Below are 17,870 nucleotides of genomic sequence, written 5' to 3'. Positions count from 1 at the left end.
CTTTAAACCTTATGCTTCGGTCAAATGCTTTAATACTTTATGACCATGTTCAACCGCTTCTAATTTAATTTTCGACTCTGGATTGCCTGATAAAGGTGATACGTCATAAAGCAAGTAAGTGGCGCTTAACTGCATTTGCGTATATTGAATTGAATATTGAACCGCTTTTAAAAAGCTATCGGCTAAGTTTTCTCGGTCGTTCACCATATCGGCTTCTTTTTGCCCGACCGTCATACTAATAATGACTTTTTTGTCTTTTAATTTGTCGCCTTGAGAACCATACGCAAACTGATAAGTAAAAACTTCATCAAACCATAATTTCAAAATTGCCGGCATATTAAACCAGAACATTGGATATTGCAGAATGATCGTGTCGTGACGTAACAAGGCTTCTTGTTCAGCACTGACATCAATTTGATAGTCCGGATAGAGCTGGAAAATATCTCGTACTTCGAGGTCAGGATAGGTTTTAACAAGCTCCTCTACAATTGCTTTATTTGCAATTGATTGAGCGTAGTAGGGATGAGCCAAAATAAGTAAAGCCATGAGAGTGCCTTTAAACTATAAAAATAATAGCCACTATAATTTTTATAGTATTGGCGTACAATAACTATCAAAGTTGATAGGTAGCGTTTAAAAATGGCAAATACTGAAAATACATGTGAAGTCACGGTAAATGGAAAAACTTATCCATGTCATATCAGTATGGCTATGGACTTGGTTGGTGGAAAATGGAAATGCGTGATTTTGTATTATTTAAAAGATAAGCCGAAACGCTTTAATGAAATCAAGCAACTCATTCCTACAATTACTGAAATGACATTAAGTCTTCAACTCAAGCAATTAGAACAGAGTGGCTTAATATCTCGAACTGTTTATGGTGAAAAAGCACCGATCAAAGTTGTCTATGAAATGACAGAGTTTGGAAAGACGTTTAGGCCTGTTTTAGATTCGTTATATGTATGGGCGCATAGTTTGATTAATCTATCTGAAGAGTCAAAATCAAAGCTCAACTTATTGTGATTTACTTAATATCAAAGTTTTTTTATTACTCACACAAATTAGCCCCATCCCTGTGCATGGGGCTTTTTTTGCCCAAAAATCACTCATAAATACCCGCCCAATCCATCAAAACCACGTTTAAAAACTGGCACATTTTCTGCATCTCTTATCAGTAATACAAAAACTGAATTTGGTAATACCAAGCTAGAGGTGCGATATGAACGATGTAAAACCCGTGGCTCAACCAAAGCAAACTTTAAAAGCCTTTTTAGTCGAATTGCTCAGCGTACGTGCAGGCGTATATATCAAACAAAACAATTATCCGACTAAAACAAAAGGATAAGACTGTGGCAAAACAAAAGTTAGCTCGAATCAGTATTACCGTGCCTGAAACGACACTTAACGCACTCGACCAAAAAATTGTCGAGCAGAACTATGAAAGTCGCTCGCAAGCCATTGTTGACATGATTAATAAACACCTAATTGCAGAGCAGGCGCAGGCCAATGAAGTCATGGTAGGCACGTTGACGCTACTTTATGACGCTAGCCAAATGACCCTACGGAATCAGTTGGTTGATTTACAACAACAGTTTTTAGCCCAAGTGATTAGTTCACTTCATATTCAACTTGACCAACAAAAGATATTGCAAGTCATGTTAATGCAGGGCGCGAGTTCTGAGCTCAGACAAATTAGCCAGCAATTTATTGTGCTTAAAGGGGTGATCAAAGGGCATTTAGAACTGATGGATGCCGTCATGCCGCCTATACAGCAAAATGACTAAATGAGGAGTAGCGTGTTGAAAAATTTATGGACCATCCAAGACTGGAAAACAGCATATCAAAACGGGCAAATCCATCTTAAAGATTTGATTACCTATGTTGCAGAAATTAAAAATGATGACCATGCGTGGATTGAAGTTGCTTCGAATAACCAGATTCAGGCACAAATTGATGTTTTAAAAGACCAGAATATTGCTGACCTACCTCTATACGGTGTGCCATTTGCAGTTAAAGATAATATTGATGTCGCTGGCTTTCACACCACTGCTGCCTGTAAAGAGGTTCAATATTTAGCTAAGCAAGATGCCACTGTAGTTGCCAAGTTGAAAAAAGCAGGGGCGATTGTGGTGGGCAAAACCAACTTAGATCAGTTTGCGACTGGACTGGTTGGCGTTCGTTCTCCCTACGGTGCAGTAAAAAATAGTTTTAAGCCCGAATATATTAGCGGCGGTTCAAGCTCAGGTTCATCGGTAGTAGTTGCTAACGGTATTGTGCCTTTTAGTTTGGGTACCGACACGGCAGGGTCAGGCCGTGTACCTGCGGGCCATAATAATATTGTTGGCCTGAAGCCCACGAAGGGCTGGTTTTCTACTACAGGTTTAATTCCTGCATGTCGGACCATTGATGTCATTTCTATTTTTGCACTGCATATTGATGACGCTTGGACAGTTGCCAGTTTAATGCAGGGCTATGATGAAACAGATGAATATTCACGAATACATCCAGCCAATGTACCAACTCAGTTTTCTAAACGAAAAATTGCCATTCCTGCTCAGCTTGAATTTTATGGTGATCTTGAATCTGAAAAAGCCTTTTTAGTTGCAATTGAGCGCGTAAAAAAACTGGGCTATGAAGTTGAGAGTATAGATTTCAGCGTGTTTAATGAGCTTGCTGCTGCACTTTATAATGATGCATGGGTAGCGGAAAGAACAGTCGCCGTTGAACGCATGACAACACGTGACAAAGCCCATCCAGTTATTGCCCAGATTATTTCTCAGGCAGATAAATTCAAGGCAACTGATGCACTACAAGCGGAGTATAACCGCGCGGTACTAGCGCGAAAAATTAATTTGGCATTACAGCCTTTTGATGCCTTGATGGTCCCAACAGCACCAACCATTTACACCATTGCAGAAGTTGAAGCCGATCCGTTAACTAAAAATGCGCACATGGGGGCCTATACCAACTTTGTTAATTTTGCAGATCTTTCTGCTTCAGCCTTACCAAATGTACTGCGTGAAGACGGCCTACCAAGTGGGGTAACTTTTATTGCACCAGCTTGGCACGATCAGGCACTCGCCAATTTTGCACAACTCTGGCAAACCGAAACACCGCTGAGTTTAGGTAAATCAACTCAACATTATCAAAAAGGTATAGACATCCAATCGAATCATTCAGTGCAGCTTGCTGTCGTCGGAGCTCACTTAACAGGTATGCCACTTAATTTTCAGCTCACTCGTCGCAATGCCACTTTGCTCAAGAAAACCCAGACTGCAGATACTTATAAGCTCTTTGCTTTAAAAAATACCACGCCACCAAAACCGGGGCTGCAATGTGATGCGACAGGTACTTCTATTGAAGTTGAAGTTTGGGATGTTCCATTAGCAAATTTTGGGGCCATTGTGGCTGAAGTGCCTGCACCGCTTGGTATTGGCAACCTCAAATTAAAAGATGGAACATGGGTCAAAGGCTTTATTTGTGAAGCTTATGCCATTCAAGATGCAACCGATATTAGCCATTTTGGAGGCTGGCGAACCTATATACAGTCACTCAATCAAACCGCTCAAAGTGTTGTTAGTAAAAATGTTGGGGAAGTTTCTATATGATTAAAAAAGCGTTTTTATCCGTATCTATTTTATCGGCAGTTGTATTGGGGGGGTGTGACAATACGGCTAAAGTGCCCGAGGCCAAACAAGACTCTCAGGCGGCTACAAATACAAAACCAATTACCATTGGCTATAGTGATTGGCCGGGCTGGGTAGCTTGGCAAGTGGCTATTGAAAAAGGCTGGTTTAAAGAAGCAGGGCTAAATGTAGAATTTAAATGGTTTGATTATTCGGCTTCGCTTTCAGCTTTTTCGGCAAATCAGCTTGATGGCGTTTTGGTCACCAATGGCGATAACTTGGTAACCGCTTCGGGTGGTACTCAAGGCATGATGATCATGGCAACAGATTATTCTGCGGGTAATGATGTCATTATTGCTAAAGAGGATATTAATACCATTCAAGACTTAAAAGGAAAATCAATCGGCGTTGAAAAAGGCTTGGTTGACCATCTTTTACTAGCAACAGCTTTAACTGACCATAACATTAAAGCGAATGAGGTGAAGCTGGTAAATTCAGCGACGAACCAATTACCTCAAGTGTTCAATAGCCCAGATATTTCTGCGATTGCTGTTTGGCAACCTGTTGCGGGTCAGGCATTAAAAGCAGTGGCAGGTTCTAAAATTATCTATACCTCTAAGGATAAGCCGGGTTTAATTTATGACACCCTGACTGTCAATATGAGCCATTTAACTGCTCATCAAGAAGAATGGAAAAAAATCATTCAGGTGTGGGACAAAACGGTTAAATATATTAATGATCCTGCAACCCATGCCGATGCGGTTAAAATCATGGCCAATCGTTCAGGGGTTGACCCGAAACAATATGAGTTGATGGTCAGCGGGACGCATCTATTAGATATCAATGCTAATAAAAAAGTATTTGTTAAATCTGAAGGCTTTGACTCAATTTATGGCTCTACTTATCACGTCAATAAATTCAACGTTGAAAATGGTATTTATAAAACCGAACAAAATGTAGATGGGCTGATTTACCCAACACTGGTAGAACAACTCAAATAAACCAAATCAATTAAAAAGCCCAAGTTCAACTTGGGCTTTTTAATGTCTTTCTTATTTTTCCGTACTGACCTGAGTCATACGCGGTATTTTTGGTAAATCTTGTAAAGCTGGGTCAAGTTCATCTTCGTCAGCGTGAACTAAATAATCAACCCGTGAACGGAGCTGTTTAAACTCAGGTGTACTCATTAAGTCCAGTGAGCGTGGACGAGGTAAATTAACTTCAATAATTTCCTTAATTTCACCGGGATTGGCTTTGAGTGCCACAATTCGGTCTGCCAGTAAAATGGCTTCATCCATGTCATGGGTCACAAAAATAATGGTGATATCAATGTTTTGCCATAAATCCATTAAATGCTTTTGCATTTTTTGACGTGTGTGCGGGTCGAGCGCACCAAAAGGTTCATCCATCAGTAAAATTTTAGGTTGATTAACCAGTGCTCTAGCAATCGCAACGCGTTGTTTCATGCCACCAGAAAGTTGATGTGGATACTGATTCTCATATTTTTCTAAACCAATAATATTGATCCATTCACGGGCTTGCGCCTCTGCTGTCATTTGACTAGCGCCGCGCATTTGCGGACCAAACATCACGTTTTCTTTTACAGTTTTCCATGGGAACAGGGTATAACCCTGAAACACCATGCCGCGTTCAGGACATGGGCCTGTAATGCATTCGTCGTCTACTAAAATTTCTCCGCTATGGTATGGGTCTAAACCCGCAATGACACGGCTCAGTGTCGATTTACCGCAGCCAGAAGGACCAATCACACAAATAAATTCTCTTTTGTGAATTTTCAAATTGAGTTTATTTAAAACCGTACGTTCAGTTTGACCATGTTTAAAGACTTGGCTGAGCTGTTTAGCTTCTAAAATAACAGGGCGTTCATAAATCTTTTGAAAGTATTCATGCGCGTTAAATGTTGAATCATTCATTACTTTGCTCCTACTTTCCAAGAGAACATCCGCTCACCTAACTTCATTAATACCCAATCACACACCAGACCAATCACCCCAATAATCAGAATGGCTGCATATACATTGTCAAAATTTTGATAGCGCGCCTGTTGAGTAATAAACCACGTAATACCCGAGGTTGTACCAATCAACTCTGAAACAATTAAATAGGTCCAAGCCCAGCCCAATAGCACACGTAAGTCACGGTAAATATCAGGTAAGGCAGCAGGAATCACTACATGGAATAAACTTTTGAGCTTATTGGTGCCAAGGGTATAGCCAGCTTCAATTAAGCTTCGATCTACCATTCGGGTGGTATTGCCAATAATGAGAATTTGCTGAAAGAGGGTACCAATCACAATAATTGCGATTTTAGGCGCATCATTAATTCCTAAAATTGCCACTGCAAGTGCACCAAACGCTGGTGCAGGCAAGTAACGGAAAAACTCGACAAAAGGCTCTGTTAACAATGATATGCGCTTAGAAAAACCACACAAAATACCCAGTGGAATCCCGATAAGTGAAGAGATAAAAAAGGCTGAAAATACCAGTTTGATACTGTGCCATAAACTCTGATGAAACCAAGGCGAGTCGGGTTGTTCTGGTGGGGTAGTAAATGCAGTGACTAAAGCCTGAGCGACTGCATGAGGAGCGGGTAAATAAATCGGATTGACTAAAATACCTTGTGGTGGTGCAGAATCTCGATTGACTGCATTTTGTGCTTCGAGATAGAACACATTTTTATCAATGCGACTTCCTACTTGTAAGTAAGAAACACTTCCCGAACTCGTGATTTGTACTTGAGGATGCCAAACAAAAGGTAAGTAACTGATTGCGCACCAAAGACATATTGGAATAACGAAAGAACAAATACTGAGAATCAGCTTGTTCTTTCGCGTAAATTCCTTTGCAACATAACCCATATCGAGAGCTCCCCATTTTGATCAGTATTACGATTTTCATAAAACGTAATATTGTTAAGCAAAATAAGTGCCATCTTTAAGGTGAGTGATATGACTTAGTTTTTAGTTTTGGAGTGGAACTAAAGTTTCATGCAAATAAGTCCAATAACATTTTCCGCCTTCTACTTTAATGCAGGCTGTAGAAGTCCGTACTGTCTCGGTTTCACTCGTTTGCTGATGTTCCTGATATTGCACCCAACAATAATTTTCAAATTCGTATAAAGCTGTGCTTTTAAGAATATTGATTTTTAAAGAAGGCTTTTTTCCAACATTTTGGCTAAATAAACTATTCACTTCGGCGAAACTAATACTGTGTCCTTGAACCGTGACCATCTTAAAATTCTGATCAAAACTATCTAAAAGCGGTTTAAGACGCTGTTCTGCATTTTGGCCTGTAAATACATTTTCGATCAAAATGTGTAGGTCAATCACGCTTTGAATGGCTTGATCCATTTGGTTAGACATAGTTTTTCTCCTTTAAAATGGGAATGAGTGAAAGTAAGCAGAGGAATGCTGCAATTAAAAAAGTATGTTGATAGCGAAGCAGATCACTTGAGCCAGACATAAGGTTATATATTGAAATGAGAACAACAGTACCGACACTAAATGAAACTTGTCGATTAATATTCCAGAGCACACTTCCTTGTAATAAATCCTGGCCTGAAAAATCAATCAGTGAGCTAATTTGGGCAGTATTGGCGCTTAAGCCGCCTCCCATACCCATCACTAAATAGGCGAATACTAAAAAGCTGATGGGGCTAGTGTTTGAAATAAAAAATAAGAAAAAGATTCCAAGGCTATGAAGGGTAATGCCAATAATAAGTAAATATTTCTTTCCTAACCGTTGATAGAGTAGGCCACCGCTGATCATTGCCACCAGTGCACCTGCTGCATAGAGCAACATAAATAAACCAGTTTGTTTTGCATTAAAGCCGAAATTAAGCTGTAAATTAAAAATATTGAGTAAATTAACGCCTGTAAAAATACCCGGAACGGCGTAATAGACAATAAATGCATTGCGTAAATTTTTATTTTTTAATAACTGAAGATTAAGAACAGGATGGGAAATTTTTTTCGCATGTCGAATATAAAAAATAAGCATTCCGACTGAAATTAGAAAACTCATTATAGCGAATAAGGCGTTATGGTAATCACTATAAAATGAAAAGGAGAGTAATAAACATAACAGGCTGATATTAAAAATAACCAAGCCTTTTATGTCTGGTTTCTCACTCGATACATTCTCTGTTTTTTTAATCCATAACCATGCCAGAACTGCTGCCAGCAATGAAAAAGGAAGGTTAGATAAGAATACCCATCGCCAACTCAATGAATCAATAATCACACCACCAAGGGCAGGTGAAAATGCGGGTGCAATTAAGGCAATTGCCATAATCATTGTAGAAATGCGTTGGCGTTCTTGATTGGGAAATAAGGCATATACGAGTGCTTGGCCTACGGGAATTAATAAACCTCCAGCGATACCTTGAATAAAACGCCAAAAAATTAAGCTATAAATCGATTCACTAAAGCCAATAAAGCAAATGCTTATAGAAAATAACAGCATTGAATAACATAATAACTTTTGGTTTCCTAACTTGGTGGCTAACCATAAACTCATGGGCATGATTAAAATCAAGCCGAGAATATACGCATTTGTTACCCATGCGACTATGGATTGGCTAACTGAAAATGATGATGCAATATTAGGTAAAGCAATTGCTGACATAAAAATGTTAATGCAATCAATAAAGAACCCAAGTAAAAACACCGTTGCTATTTTATATCGATAAGACATACCTACCTCCGTGCAGGCAGGGTAAGATTCGGCTCTTTTATTGTCGATGCAGCCAAAGTAAAATCATTGTTTAATAATTTCAAACAATCGGCTGAATTGTGCAAAAAAATCTCAAGCAAATTACTAGTTTTTTACAAGTTGTCGATTCTGGATCTTTTACTAAGGCTGCTGAAATTTTGGGACTGAGCCGATCAATGGTCAGTATTGATATAAAACAATTAGAAAAGCAGTTAAATACAAGCCTCTTAATTCGAAACACCCGTAATATTGCATTAACTGAAATAGGTCAGCATTTTTATCAAGATTTTAAACAAATCCAACTTCAGATTGATGAGGCTTTTGAGCGAAGCCAACATTTAGGCACAAGCATTACAGGCACTTTACGTTTTTCATCAACCAATGAATTTGGTCAACGTTTTATTCTGCCTTTAATTCCTGAGTTTTGTCGGCTTTATCCACATTTACGCATACAGTATTCGTTTAATTCATCTCTCGATGATTTTGTCACTGAAAAATTAGACCTTGTTATACGGCTAGGAAATTTAAAGAATTCATCTCTAAAAACTCGAAAAATCGGAGAATATCCAATTTACATTGTTGCTACTCCGCAATTTATACAAAACCATCCTGTAGAAAATATATCTGATTTGGCAGATGTTCCGTGGATTGGTCACACCTTATTAAATTGGCAAGATTCGCAATATATTTTGCAAAATAGTTTAGGGGAGCAATATTCATTACCTTTTATTCGAAGTCAGTATGAGTCAAATTCGGTAACAGCAATTCATCAAATGGCTCTTTCATCATTAGGTATTGCGATTTGTCCTGCATGGTTAGTTGATGAAGATATTCAACAAAACCGCTTAATTCGGTTATTTCCTGATTTCTCATTACCGTTACAAAATATTCAATTACTTTACCCTAGTACTTCTTTACCGGCCAAAACTCGGGCATTTATAGATTTTTTGGTGGCCCGTCTTTCTTTTAGATAAACTAAAAAATATGTAAGTTATGAACGATAAGCTATTTTATATAAATAGACAATTCTGTCTGTTTTTTATAAAATAGCGCTGATTATGACTCAGTTTTATAATAATGATGTCCAATAAAATATTTCAAATTTTAGATAGTTTAGGTTTGGTTGCACAGAATCGTGTACTTCATGTGCAATTTTCCAACCCATTATTAAACAATCAAGTCTTCTTGCAACGCATTGAAGGCGAACATACGCTCAATCAGGGCAGCGTTGCTGAGCTACTGTGTCTATCGACGAACGCACATATTGCATTAAAACAATTTATTGGCTGTCAGGTTGCTATTGATCAAGTCACTGACATGGGCCAGTTCTTTAGAACCACAGGCATTATTACCGAAGCGAGCCAAGGGCAAAGCGACGGCTCACTTACTATTTATAACCTGACCTTAAAAGACCCAACTGCACTCTGGCATAAACGTCGCAACAGCCGTGTGTTTATGAATAAAAGCGTACGGGATATTAGCGAAATTCTGTTTAAAGAATGGCAGGGTAAAAGTCCGCTATTTGCTTCAAGCTTAACGCTCGATACTGCAGGCTTAACTAAAGACTACGATGTGCGTCCATTTGTGATGCAGTCAAACGAAAGCGATTATGACTTTTTAACTCGTCTGTGGCGTAGTGAAGGCATTAACTGGTTAGTCGATGAGTCGCAGCTTTTGGTCGCTGACCCGAATGCTGCCATCCAGCCACAAGTATTACGTTTAATTGACGATAACCAAAATTATCAGGCCCTTGAACGCCGTAGCCTCCGCTACCAGCGTAGTAGTGCTACAGAACAGTTCGATACCATTACCCAAGTTAAAGCTGAGCGCCGCTTACAACCAACTTCGGTTCATGTGCAACGCTGGCAAGCCGATGCCCTACAACAAGAAGAAGGTAGCGGTAGCGTACAGGGCACGCAAAAGCACAGCGAACACTATGACAATGCCAGCCTGAATCTTGAAGATGCATGGCAGGTCAGCCCCGCTTGGATGCAAGACTTAAACGGTGAAGACCAAGCTACAGCATCAGGTAATAGTCAGATTGAACAGCTTAACCAGCACATCAATGCTTACCATCACCTGAGTTCTAAACAATTTACCGTTTCAGGTAACGTCCGTGATGCACAGGTGGGTTACTGGTTTGAACTGAATGACCACCCTGAACTTGAACGACACGACAGTGCTGATAAAGAGTTCTTAATCTTAAGCAAGCACTACTACAACCAGAATAACTTACCGAAAGAATTACAACAGCAACTTGAGCACCTATTACCAAAAGACAAGCTTAAAGCTGCCCAACTCGACACGCAAAACCCTGAGCAGCGCCACTTTGCTGAACTCAATGTCGTTCGACGTAACATAAAAGCTGTGCCTGAGTATAGCCCGCTAGAACACCGACCAGCTGCTTACCCGCAGCGCGCTAGAGTGGTGGGATTAGAGGGTGAAAGCATTCATGTCGACCAGTGGGGACGCATTAAGGTTCGTTTCCTGTTTACCCGAACTGATGACCATAACCATGACGGTGGTGCCGGAAGTAACAATAATGACACCGATTCGGCTTGGGTAGATGTACTCACCCCGTGGGCAGGTGCAGGTTATGGTGCCCGTTTCTTGCCACGCGTGGGCGAGATCGTGGTGATCGACTTTTTTGACGGCAACATTGACCGACCTTTTGTGGTGGGGCGTATTCACGAAGCTGAACGTCACCCAACCCAATTCGACCAAAAAGGCCAGTTACCTGACACTAAAAAACTGAGCGGCATCCGCTCAGAAGAAGTCGATGGTAAAGGCTTTAACCAACTACGTTTTGATGACACTACAGGACAAATCAGTGCCCAGCTACAAAGCAGCCATGCAGCTAGTCAGCTTAACCTCGGTAACTTAAGTCATCCAAAAGATAAAGCCGAAAGTGACGGTCGTGGAGAAGGCTTTGAGCTGAGAACTGACCAGTGGGGTGCGGTAAGAGCTGGAAGTGGTTTACTCATCAGCACCCACAAACAAGACCAAGCTCAAGGCGTACATCTTGATGCAAATGAGGCCAAACAACAAATCGAAGGCGGCCTCAACAATGCCAAGGCACTCAGTGAAGTTGCCAAAAATCAACAAACTGATCCATTAGAAGTTCTTGAGAACTTAAAAACCTTCATAGAGCAAATTGAAGAAAAAGATCAAGACAAAGCTGCTGCTTTTAAACAAGCCTTGATGATATTAACTGCACCTAACAGTATTGCTCTAGCCAGTAATGAAGACATTCACCTCAGCGCAGATGCTCAGTTAAGCCAAACTGCTGGAGACAGCATTAGCCTGTCTACACAAAAGAACCTGATTGCGCATGCCCAAAATAAAATCAGCCTTTTCGCAGCGCAAGAAGGGGCAAGGCTGTACGCAGGCAAAGGCAAAGTTGAGATACAAGCACAAGGCGATGGAGCAGATTTAATTGCCCGTAAAGCTGTTCAGATTATTTCAACAGAAGACAAAATTGAAATTAGTGCTTCTAAAGAAATCGTTATCACGGCGGGTGGATCTCAACTCAAGATTAATGGCTCGGGAATTTTCCCTGTCACTGGTGGTAAGTTTGAGGTGAAAGCTGGACAGCATTTGTTTATGGGGGGAGGAAGTGCGAATTTTAGTTCTTCACTACCACCTCCGCCTAAACGTGGGCAGGGTGTGCTCGAGCTTTTACATGACTATTCACATGGTGAGTTTGTTAAAGGTGGAAGTTATACAGTTGTCGACAACTTAGGAAAAGAAGTCACTGGCAAGTTGGATGATAAAGGATTCGCAAGAGTTTCCGGCTTAGCGACAGGTGCAGTGAAAGTCTTCTTTGAGCCAGACCACCGTGATCCTTGGGATACAGCAAGTGATTTTAAACGCCCAGTTGAGTGGCCAAATAAGAATGATGTGGATAATGAGCAATCAGATTCATTAATTGCGCAAATGAGTAAAACAGCCCAGTCCAAACTTGGTGAATTATCTAAACAATTAACCAATCCTGCGAATATTATGAAAAATATTCAAACTGCACAAAGCATAAAATCTGAAGGGGCAAAGGCTTTAATGCCAATGTTAAAAACAGAGGCGAAGGGATTAGTGACTGATCAAGTGAAAAGCTTTTTACCCATTTCAGAAGTAGGCCAAAAAATAGGGAACAATATTGATCTTGCATCAATTCAAAAAATAAATGACTTCAGCAAATTAAGTTCTGTTGATAGCGGTAGTTTGGTTACTAACGCGCTTCCTCAATATTTGCAAAGCCCTTTTAAAAAGAATTCGTAGAGAAATTAAATGTCTGGAAAAACAGAAGTTGTTAAGCCGTTATCAGAAGTTGCTATTAAAGATGTTAGCCATTCAAAACAAAAAATAGATAATTGGTTAAAAAGTCATACGCATCAAATTGTGACATTAGACTTGGTCGCAAGTGTAATGGGGACAATTCCAATTATTGGAAACGTGATGGCTGCCATCGATGTGGTTTCCGACATTTGCTATATCTATGATAAAGGTTTTCAAAATGCCGATATTATGGATTGGACCACAATGGGTATCGACCTTATTGGGGTTGCGCCTATTCCGGGAACAACAGCAATCCGTACTTCTGCTCGTCCAGCCCTGTTTCTAGTTCGTCAAGAAGTTAAACGTGTGGGTAAAGCTGCTTTAGGTGAAGCAGTTATTGTGGTGATCTCTAACCATTTAAACGATCAGGTTGCAGGGGACATAGAAAAATTCTGCAAAACTGGGTTAAACAAACTAAATTCAATTTTAGCCACTTGTGGTGGAACTGTCCAAAATGCAACGACACAAATTAATGGCGGAATTGTTCGAGTTGTAACAAAAGGCCAAGTATTTACAAATGCAGGCTCAAATACAAACCGCGCTCAACAGCAAGCTGCCGGTGTTATTAAAGGAATAAAAAGTGGCGACTTAACGCGAGCTGGAAAAAATTTAGTTTACATGACCGAAAACTGGGGGAAGGCTCTTATTAAAACAGGAGCAAACTCCAATGCTAAAGTTGTTACTGCTTTAGTTCCAGCACATTTAAAGCAGCCGATATTAAATGTAGGCGCAACGATTAATAAAATTGGTATCACTGCCAATACTAAAATTAAAGGCTTGGGAAATGCAGCGCAGCCGCAAACAATTGGGTGGCTATTTGATGTATTGAGAATGAGTGCTTCTAAATTCAGGAAAAAGAAACCAGCTCAAGTTAAGCCAACTCAAACTACACAAGTCAAACATGATAAGAAAAATAATAAATTAGAAAAGGCGAATACAGAACATACTGCGACTCATAATGCGAATGCATGTAAAAACTGTAAAGGTGGTGCGACTAAACGATCGATTACCTTTGCCATGGGTACTGAGTTTTTAAACCATACCGATGCACAAATTCACCCGTTACTAATAGAGCAATTTTCGAGAACGTACGTATCGAACTTATATCAGTATGATCAATCGATTTTCGGAGCGCGGTGGATTACACCTTTTACAACCAAGATTGCTCGTTGTTCTAGTTACAACATTAATGAACCTAAAGAACCGATTGAGCAAGAGGGCTGGGAATATATTGGTAGCGATGGCCGTCCTGTTTGTTTACCAGAGCTAAAAGTTGGGCAGAGTTACTATGATGAAGTGGAAACTTTTACTTATACAGTTGTCTCACCTGAAATTAGAGCAGTTTCATATGGTGTTTCAGAAACTCGCTTCTATCAAAAATATAAAAATGAGTTTCGTTTAGTCTCCATAGAACGTCAACATGGATTTAGTATTGGACTACGTTATGACTATGAATTAGAAAATGGTGATAGCTATCTATCCGACATTATATTTAAACAGCAACAACAAACTTTGGCGCATGTAGCATTACAAATTAATGATGTGCAAAAAGTTGTTGCAGCTTGGTTGGTTGAAGATGGTCAACTTCTGAGACAACTATCAGCATATCAATATAACGAGCAAGGCGATTTAATTAAGGCAACCAATGAGTTTGCTGCTTCTTATGATTATCAATACCAAGCTCACTTATTGACTCGTTATACTGATCTTACTCAAAGAGGAATGAACTTAAAGTGGGATGGGGTTTTACCTAGCTCAAAAGCGATTGAAGAATGGGCCGATGACTATAGTTCCGCTACTAAATTAGAATGGGATGAAAACGTTCGAGTAACTTCAGTCATGGATATCGATGGTAACGTGACTGAATACTATTATGGTATTACGGGTTATACCTATCGAATTATTTATCCAGATAATTTGCAAGAATGGTTCTTTAGAGACCAAGCAAAAAATATAACATCGCATATTGCCACAGATGGAACAGAAACATCATATACCTATGACGAACGTGGCAATGTTTTAAGTATGGTTCAGGCCGATGGCTCAACCTTCTATTATGAATACGACGAAAAAGATAATCTGACCGGTTTTGTTGATGCTGAACAGGGGCGTTGGTTTAAAGAGTACGATGTTTCGGGAAATATAATTAAAGAGATTGATCCGCTGAAGCGTGAAACAGTCTATGCCTATAATGCAATGGGTTTGGTAACTTCCATTAAAGATGCGAAAGGCGGTAAGAAGACACTTAAATATGATGATCAAGGCAACTTGGTTACGTATACGGATTGTTCGGGTAAAGAAACTCACTGGCACTATGATGATCGCGGGCGCGTCAAATTTATTGAAAATGCTTTAAAGCAAAAAGTTGAATATTTCTATACGGAATTAATTGCTGAACCAAGACAGCCTATAGCAAAAGGGTTACCGCTGAATGCTTTTGGACAGCTCGAAAAAATTAAACATGCTGATGGGGCTGAAGAGCATTTTATTCATGACGAAGAAGGTCGTTTATTAGTTCATATTGACCCTAAAGGGCAACAGACTCGTTATGAATATGATGCAGCTGGTTTAATTACTAAGCGTATTGACCCATTAAATCAAACTTTAAAATATCAATGGGACCGTTTAAGTCGCTTAAAACGTTTAATTAATGAAAATGGCGCAAGTTATGAGTTTGTCTATGATGCTGCGGGGCGATTAGTAAAAGAAATTGATTTTGATGGCAAAGAAACTGCTTATACGTACGATGAATATAATGGTCGTTTAACTAGTAGCATTGAGGTCGCTTCTGCCTATGGTCAAGATTTCAAAGATCGTGCTGCGCCTAAAGACCGTATTCAGCAATTTATTTTTGACAGCATGGGACGTTTAGAACAACGTACAGTAGGATATGGCTATCAAGGGCAAGAGCTTGAAGAAAAACAAACAGAAGAATTTTCTTATGATGGCTTAGGTAATCTAGTTCAGGCTAAAAATGCTGAAACTAACTTACAGTGGATTTATGATGCCGCAGGCAATTTAATAAAAGAGCATCATCAAGACGTTGTGACACAGAAAACTGCTGTGTGGAAACATGTCTATGATGAATTAAATAATCGAACCAAAACCATCCGACCAGATGGACAGAAAATAGATTGGCTCACTTATGGAAGTGGACATGTCTATGGTATGGCTTTAAATGGGGAAGATGTCGTTAGTTTTGAGCGTGATGATTTACATAGAGAGACATTACGACACTATGCAAATGGTCTTAGCCAGCAACAACGTTATGATGAAGTCGGACGTTTAACTCAGCAGTTAATGTTGAATGGGCATGACAAAGGTTACCAGGCCCAAACTCAAAATAATGCCATCCAGCATACCAATCAATTGATTGAACGCTTATATCATTACGATAAAACAGGTGAGTTAACGCTCATTAAGGATACTCGTCGTGGAGCCATTCACTATAAATATGATCCTGTTGGGCGTTTATTAGAGGCAACTAGTAAACTTGGGAAAGAGACTTTTAATTTTGACCCAGCAAGTAATATTTTAGATCGATATAACACTACCAAAGAGCAATCCTCACAGCATACTGCCACTGAAAAAGGTCTTGGCTATAACCGCTTAGTTAATAATGTCGTGCAGGAATATCTTGACCAACAATATCAATATGATGCTTTTGGACAACTGATTCGACAAAAGTCATCACAAGGTGATTTAAATCTTGAGTGGGATGTGTTGGGACGTCTTGTTCGTAGTCGAAACAATCAATACACGGCAGAATATCGCTACGATGCTTTAGGCCGACGTATTCAAAAAAGAAGTAAGCATCACCATACAGGGCAAGAGCAGAACATTATTTATGGTTGGGATGGTGATACTTTAGCTTATGAATCTAGCGCTGATATAACTAAACACTATTTCTACGAAAAAGATAGTTTTGTGCCTTTGTTGCAAGCGGCTTATCGTCACTCAATTGAGCTACATCACACGCAAGATTGGACGGAAAAATCGTATAGCATTTATAAAGACCCATTGTGGAATACAGTAAAACAAAGCCAAGGTTTTGATGATGTATGGTTCTATCACTGCGATCATTTAGGCACACCACAAGAAATGAGTAACCAAACAGGTGCCATCGTCTGGAAAGCTCAATATAAAGCTTGGGGTGAGTGTAAGGTAGAACAAGCTAAGTTGGATTTCTTTGAAAATTCAGAAATTATTAGCAATAACATCCGTTTCCAAGGTCAGTATTTTGATGGTGAAACAGGGCTTCATTACAACCGTTATCGTTATTATTCGCCGTATGTAGGGCGGTTTATTAGTAAAGACCCGATTGGTTTGTTGGGGGGATCTAATATTTATGCTTATGCACCGAATCCCGTCGTTTGGGTTGATCCTTTGGGATTAGAACGAATAAAATCACCTAAGACAATTCGATATAGCCAAAATGGCTATAGCCCATGTTTTGGAGATGGAGGTAATGTGAATGGTCTGGCCCATAGATTGGCAGCAGATCCCTCTTATGCTGCCAAAGTCGAACCGATTAGATTGGTGAGGTTTAAAGATCTTCCACAGAATGTCCAAGCAAAGTTATTGGAACAAGGTGCCAAAAGCAATATGGTATATTCACTCGACAATAGACGGTTAGCCGCTGCAAAACAGTCAAAAACTGGCGTAAATACACGATGGGCTACTCCTGAAGAAATACAGCAAGAAGCCACTTTACGTCGATTCTCTACAAATGATGCAGGAAAAACTATATGTCACAATTAAATTTTTTACCAATTCACACAAAGTTTGGGATTCTTTCATCTCGCACTGATTTTTGGTTAAATGGGTTTAAATTTAACCCACAGGGCAATAATTTGGAAGTTGATTTAACATTTAGTCAAATTAAGAAAGATGAAAAGGGTAAAAGTTTTAAAACGTCTGAGTTGTTATCAGTTGTTTTTACAAATGTTAATAATTTTAAAATGTTTCAATATGATGATTTTGAGCATATTTATTCTCATAAATCCAATTCAAATTTAGACTATACAAATTATGACCAGAATGGCTTGAATCTCTATCTTTTATGGACATATGATCACTGCTTTGAAATATATGCAAAAGGTTATTCTTTTTTACCAACAATAAATGACAGGAGCGTAAGTTAATTAGAAATAGGTTATATAGATTATTATTTAAATAT

At 39.4% G+C, this 17,870-nt stretch carries 14 protein-coding genes; 9 read left to right on the top strand and 5 right to left on the bottom strand.

The annotated features are described in order from the left end of the window. Positions 1 to 9 precede the first annotated feature (9 nt). Complete coding sequence (locus tag AC07M3_RS03915; RefSeq protein WP_045125275.1) at positions 10 to 546, bottom strand: NAD(P)H-dependent oxidoreductase; 537 nt, start codon at positions 544 to 546, stop codon at positions 10 to 12. A gap of 93 nt (positions 547 to 639) precedes the next feature. On the opposite strand from AC07M3_RS03915, the gene AC07M3_RS03910 reads away from it, so the two are divergent. From AC07M3_RS03910 to AC07M3_RS03890, 5 genes are all read left to right on the top strand, one after another. Next, positions 640 to 1,023 (top strand): winged helix-turn-helix transcriptional regulator, encoded by a 384-nt coding sequence (locus AC07M3_RS03910; RefSeq protein WP_494566571.1) that lies wholly within the window; start codon positions 640 to 642, stop codon positions 1,021 to 1,023. A gap of 196 nt (positions 1,024 to 1,219) precedes the next feature. Next, positions 1,220 to 1,345 (top strand): hypothetical protein, encoded by a 126-nt coding sequence (locus AC07M3_RS03905; protein ID WP_017390353.1) that lies wholly within the window; start codon positions 1,220 to 1,222, stop codon positions 1,343 to 1,345. 4 nt (positions 1,346 to 1,349) lie between these two features. After that, positions 1,350 to 1,784: a CopG family ribbon-helix-helix protein gene (locus tag AC07M3_RS03900; protein ID WP_001118705.1), complete on the top strand. Its 435-nt coding sequence runs from the start codon at positions 1,350 to 1,352 to the stop codon at positions 1,782 to 1,784. A 12-nt stretch (positions 1,785 to 1,796) separates the two neighbouring features. Then, the gene (gene atzF, locus AC07M3_RS03895; protein ID WP_494566570.1) at positions 1,797 to 3,608 is read left to right on the top strand and encodes an allophanate hydrolase; all 1,812 of its coding nucleotides are present in this window, start codon (positions 1,797 to 1,799) and stop codon (positions 3,606 to 3,608) included. Next, on the top strand, positions 3,605 to 4,627 hold the full coding sequence (locus AC07M3_RS03890) for an ABC transporter substrate-binding protein (protein ID WP_494566569.1): 1,023 nt from the start codon (positions 3,605 to 3,607) through the stop codon (positions 4,625 to 4,627). The genes atzF and AC07M3_RS03890 overlap by 4 nt, the downstream gene beginning before the upstream one ends. A 51-nt stretch (positions 4,628 to 4,678) precedes the next feature. Here AC07M3_RS03890 and AC07M3_RS03885 read toward each other — a convergent pair whose 3' ends face one another. From AC07M3_RS03885 to AC07M3_RS03870, 4 genes are all read right to left on the bottom strand, one after another. Next, positions 4,679 to 5,560, bottom strand: a complete 882-nt coding sequence (locus AC07M3_RS03885; RefSeq protein ID WP_494566568.1) for an ABC transporter ATP-binding protein — start codon at positions 5,558 to 5,560, stop codon at positions 4,679 to 4,681. Next, the gene (locus AC07M3_RS03880) at positions 5,560 to 6,504 is read right to left on the bottom strand and encodes an ABC transporter permease (protein WP_494566567.1); all 945 of its coding nucleotides are present in this window, start codon (positions 6,502 to 6,504) and stop codon (positions 5,560 to 5,562) included. The genes AC07M3_RS03885 and AC07M3_RS03880 overlap by 1 nt, the downstream gene beginning before the upstream one ends. 102 nt (positions 6,505 to 6,606) lie before the next feature. Further along, positions 6,607 to 7,008: a hypothetical protein gene (locus AC07M3_RS03875; protein ID WP_494566566.1), complete on the bottom strand. Its 402-nt coding sequence runs from the start codon at positions 7,006 to 7,008 to the stop codon at positions 6,607 to 6,609. After that, a complete protein-coding gene (locus AC07M3_RS03870; RefSeq protein WP_494566565.1) occupies positions 7,001 to 8,341 on the bottom strand; it encodes an MFS transporter in 1,341 nt (446 codons plus the stop codon). Before AC07M3_RS03870 ends, AC07M3_RS03875 begins: the two co-directional genes overlap by 8 nt. 98 nt (positions 8,342 to 8,439) lie before the next feature. On the opposite strand from AC07M3_RS03870, the gene AC07M3_RS03865 reads away from it, so the two are divergent. The 4 genes from AC07M3_RS03865 (at position 8,440) to AC07M3_RS03850 (ending at position 17,835) form a co-directional block, all read left to right on the top strand. Beyond that, the gene (locus tag AC07M3_RS03865) at positions 8,440 to 9,333 is read left to right on the top strand and encodes a LysR family transcriptional regulator (RefSeq protein WP_494566564.1); all 894 of its coding nucleotides are present in this window, start codon (positions 8,440 to 8,442) and stop codon (positions 9,331 to 9,333) included. A gap of 103 nt (positions 9,334 to 9,436) precedes the next feature. Continuing rightward, entirely contained in the window at positions 9,437 to 12,634 is a 3,198-nt protein-coding gene (locus AC07M3_RS03860) for a type VI secretion system Vgr family protein (protein ID WP_494566563.1), read from the top strand. 9 nt (positions 12,635 to 12,643) lie between these two features. Then, positions 12,644 to 17,452 (top strand): RHS repeat-associated core domain-containing protein, encoded by a 4,809-nt coding sequence (locus tag AC07M3_RS03855; protein WP_494566562.1) that lies wholly within the window; start codon positions 12,644 to 12,646, stop codon positions 17,450 to 17,452. Beyond that, complete coding sequence (locus AC07M3_RS03850) at positions 17,440 to 17,835, top strand: hypothetical protein (RefSeq protein ID WP_199990829.1); 396 nt, start codon at positions 17,440 to 17,442, stop codon at positions 17,833 to 17,835. The genes AC07M3_RS03855 and AC07M3_RS03850 overlap by 13 nt, the downstream gene beginning before the upstream one ends. Positions 17,836 to 17,870 lie beyond the last annotated feature (35 nt).

Source organism: Acinetobacter sp. GW821-FHT09D10, assembly GCF_059416285.1.
Note: the sequence above shows the minus strand (reverse complement) of the source record. Positions and strands in the feature narration are given on the sequence as shown.

Bases quoted from the DNA above. Each gene is read 5' to 3' on its own strand.
- AC07M3_RS03870 (WP_494566565.1), bottom strand. From the start codon at position 8,341: ATGTCTTATCGATATAAAATAGCAACGGTGTTTTTACTTGGGTTCTTT.
- AC07M3_RS03885 (WP_494566568.1), bottom strand. From the start codon at position 5,560: ATGAATGATTCAACATTTAACGCGCATGAATACTTTCAAAAGATTTAT.
- AC07M3_RS03890 (WP_494566569.1), top strand. From the start codon at position 3,605: ATGATTAAAAAAGCGTTTTTATCCGTATCTATTTTATCGGCAGTTGTA.
- AC07M3_RS03875 (WP_494566566.1), bottom strand. From the start codon at position 7,008: ATGTCTAACCAAATGGATCAAGCCATTCAAAGCGTGATTGACCTACAC.
- AC07M3_RS03860 (WP_494566563.1), top strand. From the start codon at position 9,437: ATGATGTCCAATAAAATATTTCAAATTTTAGATAGTTTAGGTTTGGTT.
- AC07M3_RS03905 (WP_017390353.1), top strand. From the start codon at position 1,220: ATGAACGATGTAAAACCCGTGGCTCAACCAAAGCAAACTTTAAAAGCC.
- AC07M3_RS03880 (WP_494566567.1), bottom strand. From the start codon at position 6,504: ATGGGTTATGTTGCAAAGGAATTTACGCGAAAGAACAAGCTGATTCTC.
- AC07M3_RS03855 (WP_494566562.1), top strand. From the start codon at position 12,644: ATGTCTGGAAAAACAGAAGTTGTTAAGCCGTTATCAGAAGTTGCTATT.
- AC07M3_RS03850 (WP_199990829.1), top strand. From the start codon at position 17,440: ATGTCACAATTAAATTTTTTACCAATTCACACAAAGTTTGGGATTCTT.
- AC07M3_RS03915 (WP_045125275.1), bottom strand. From the start codon at position 546: ATGGCTTTACTTATTTTGGCTCATCCCTACTACGCTCAATCAATTGCA.
- AC07M3_RS03910 (WP_494566571.1), top strand. From the start codon at position 640: ATGGCAAATACTGAAAATACATGTGAAGTCACGGTAAATGGAAAAACT.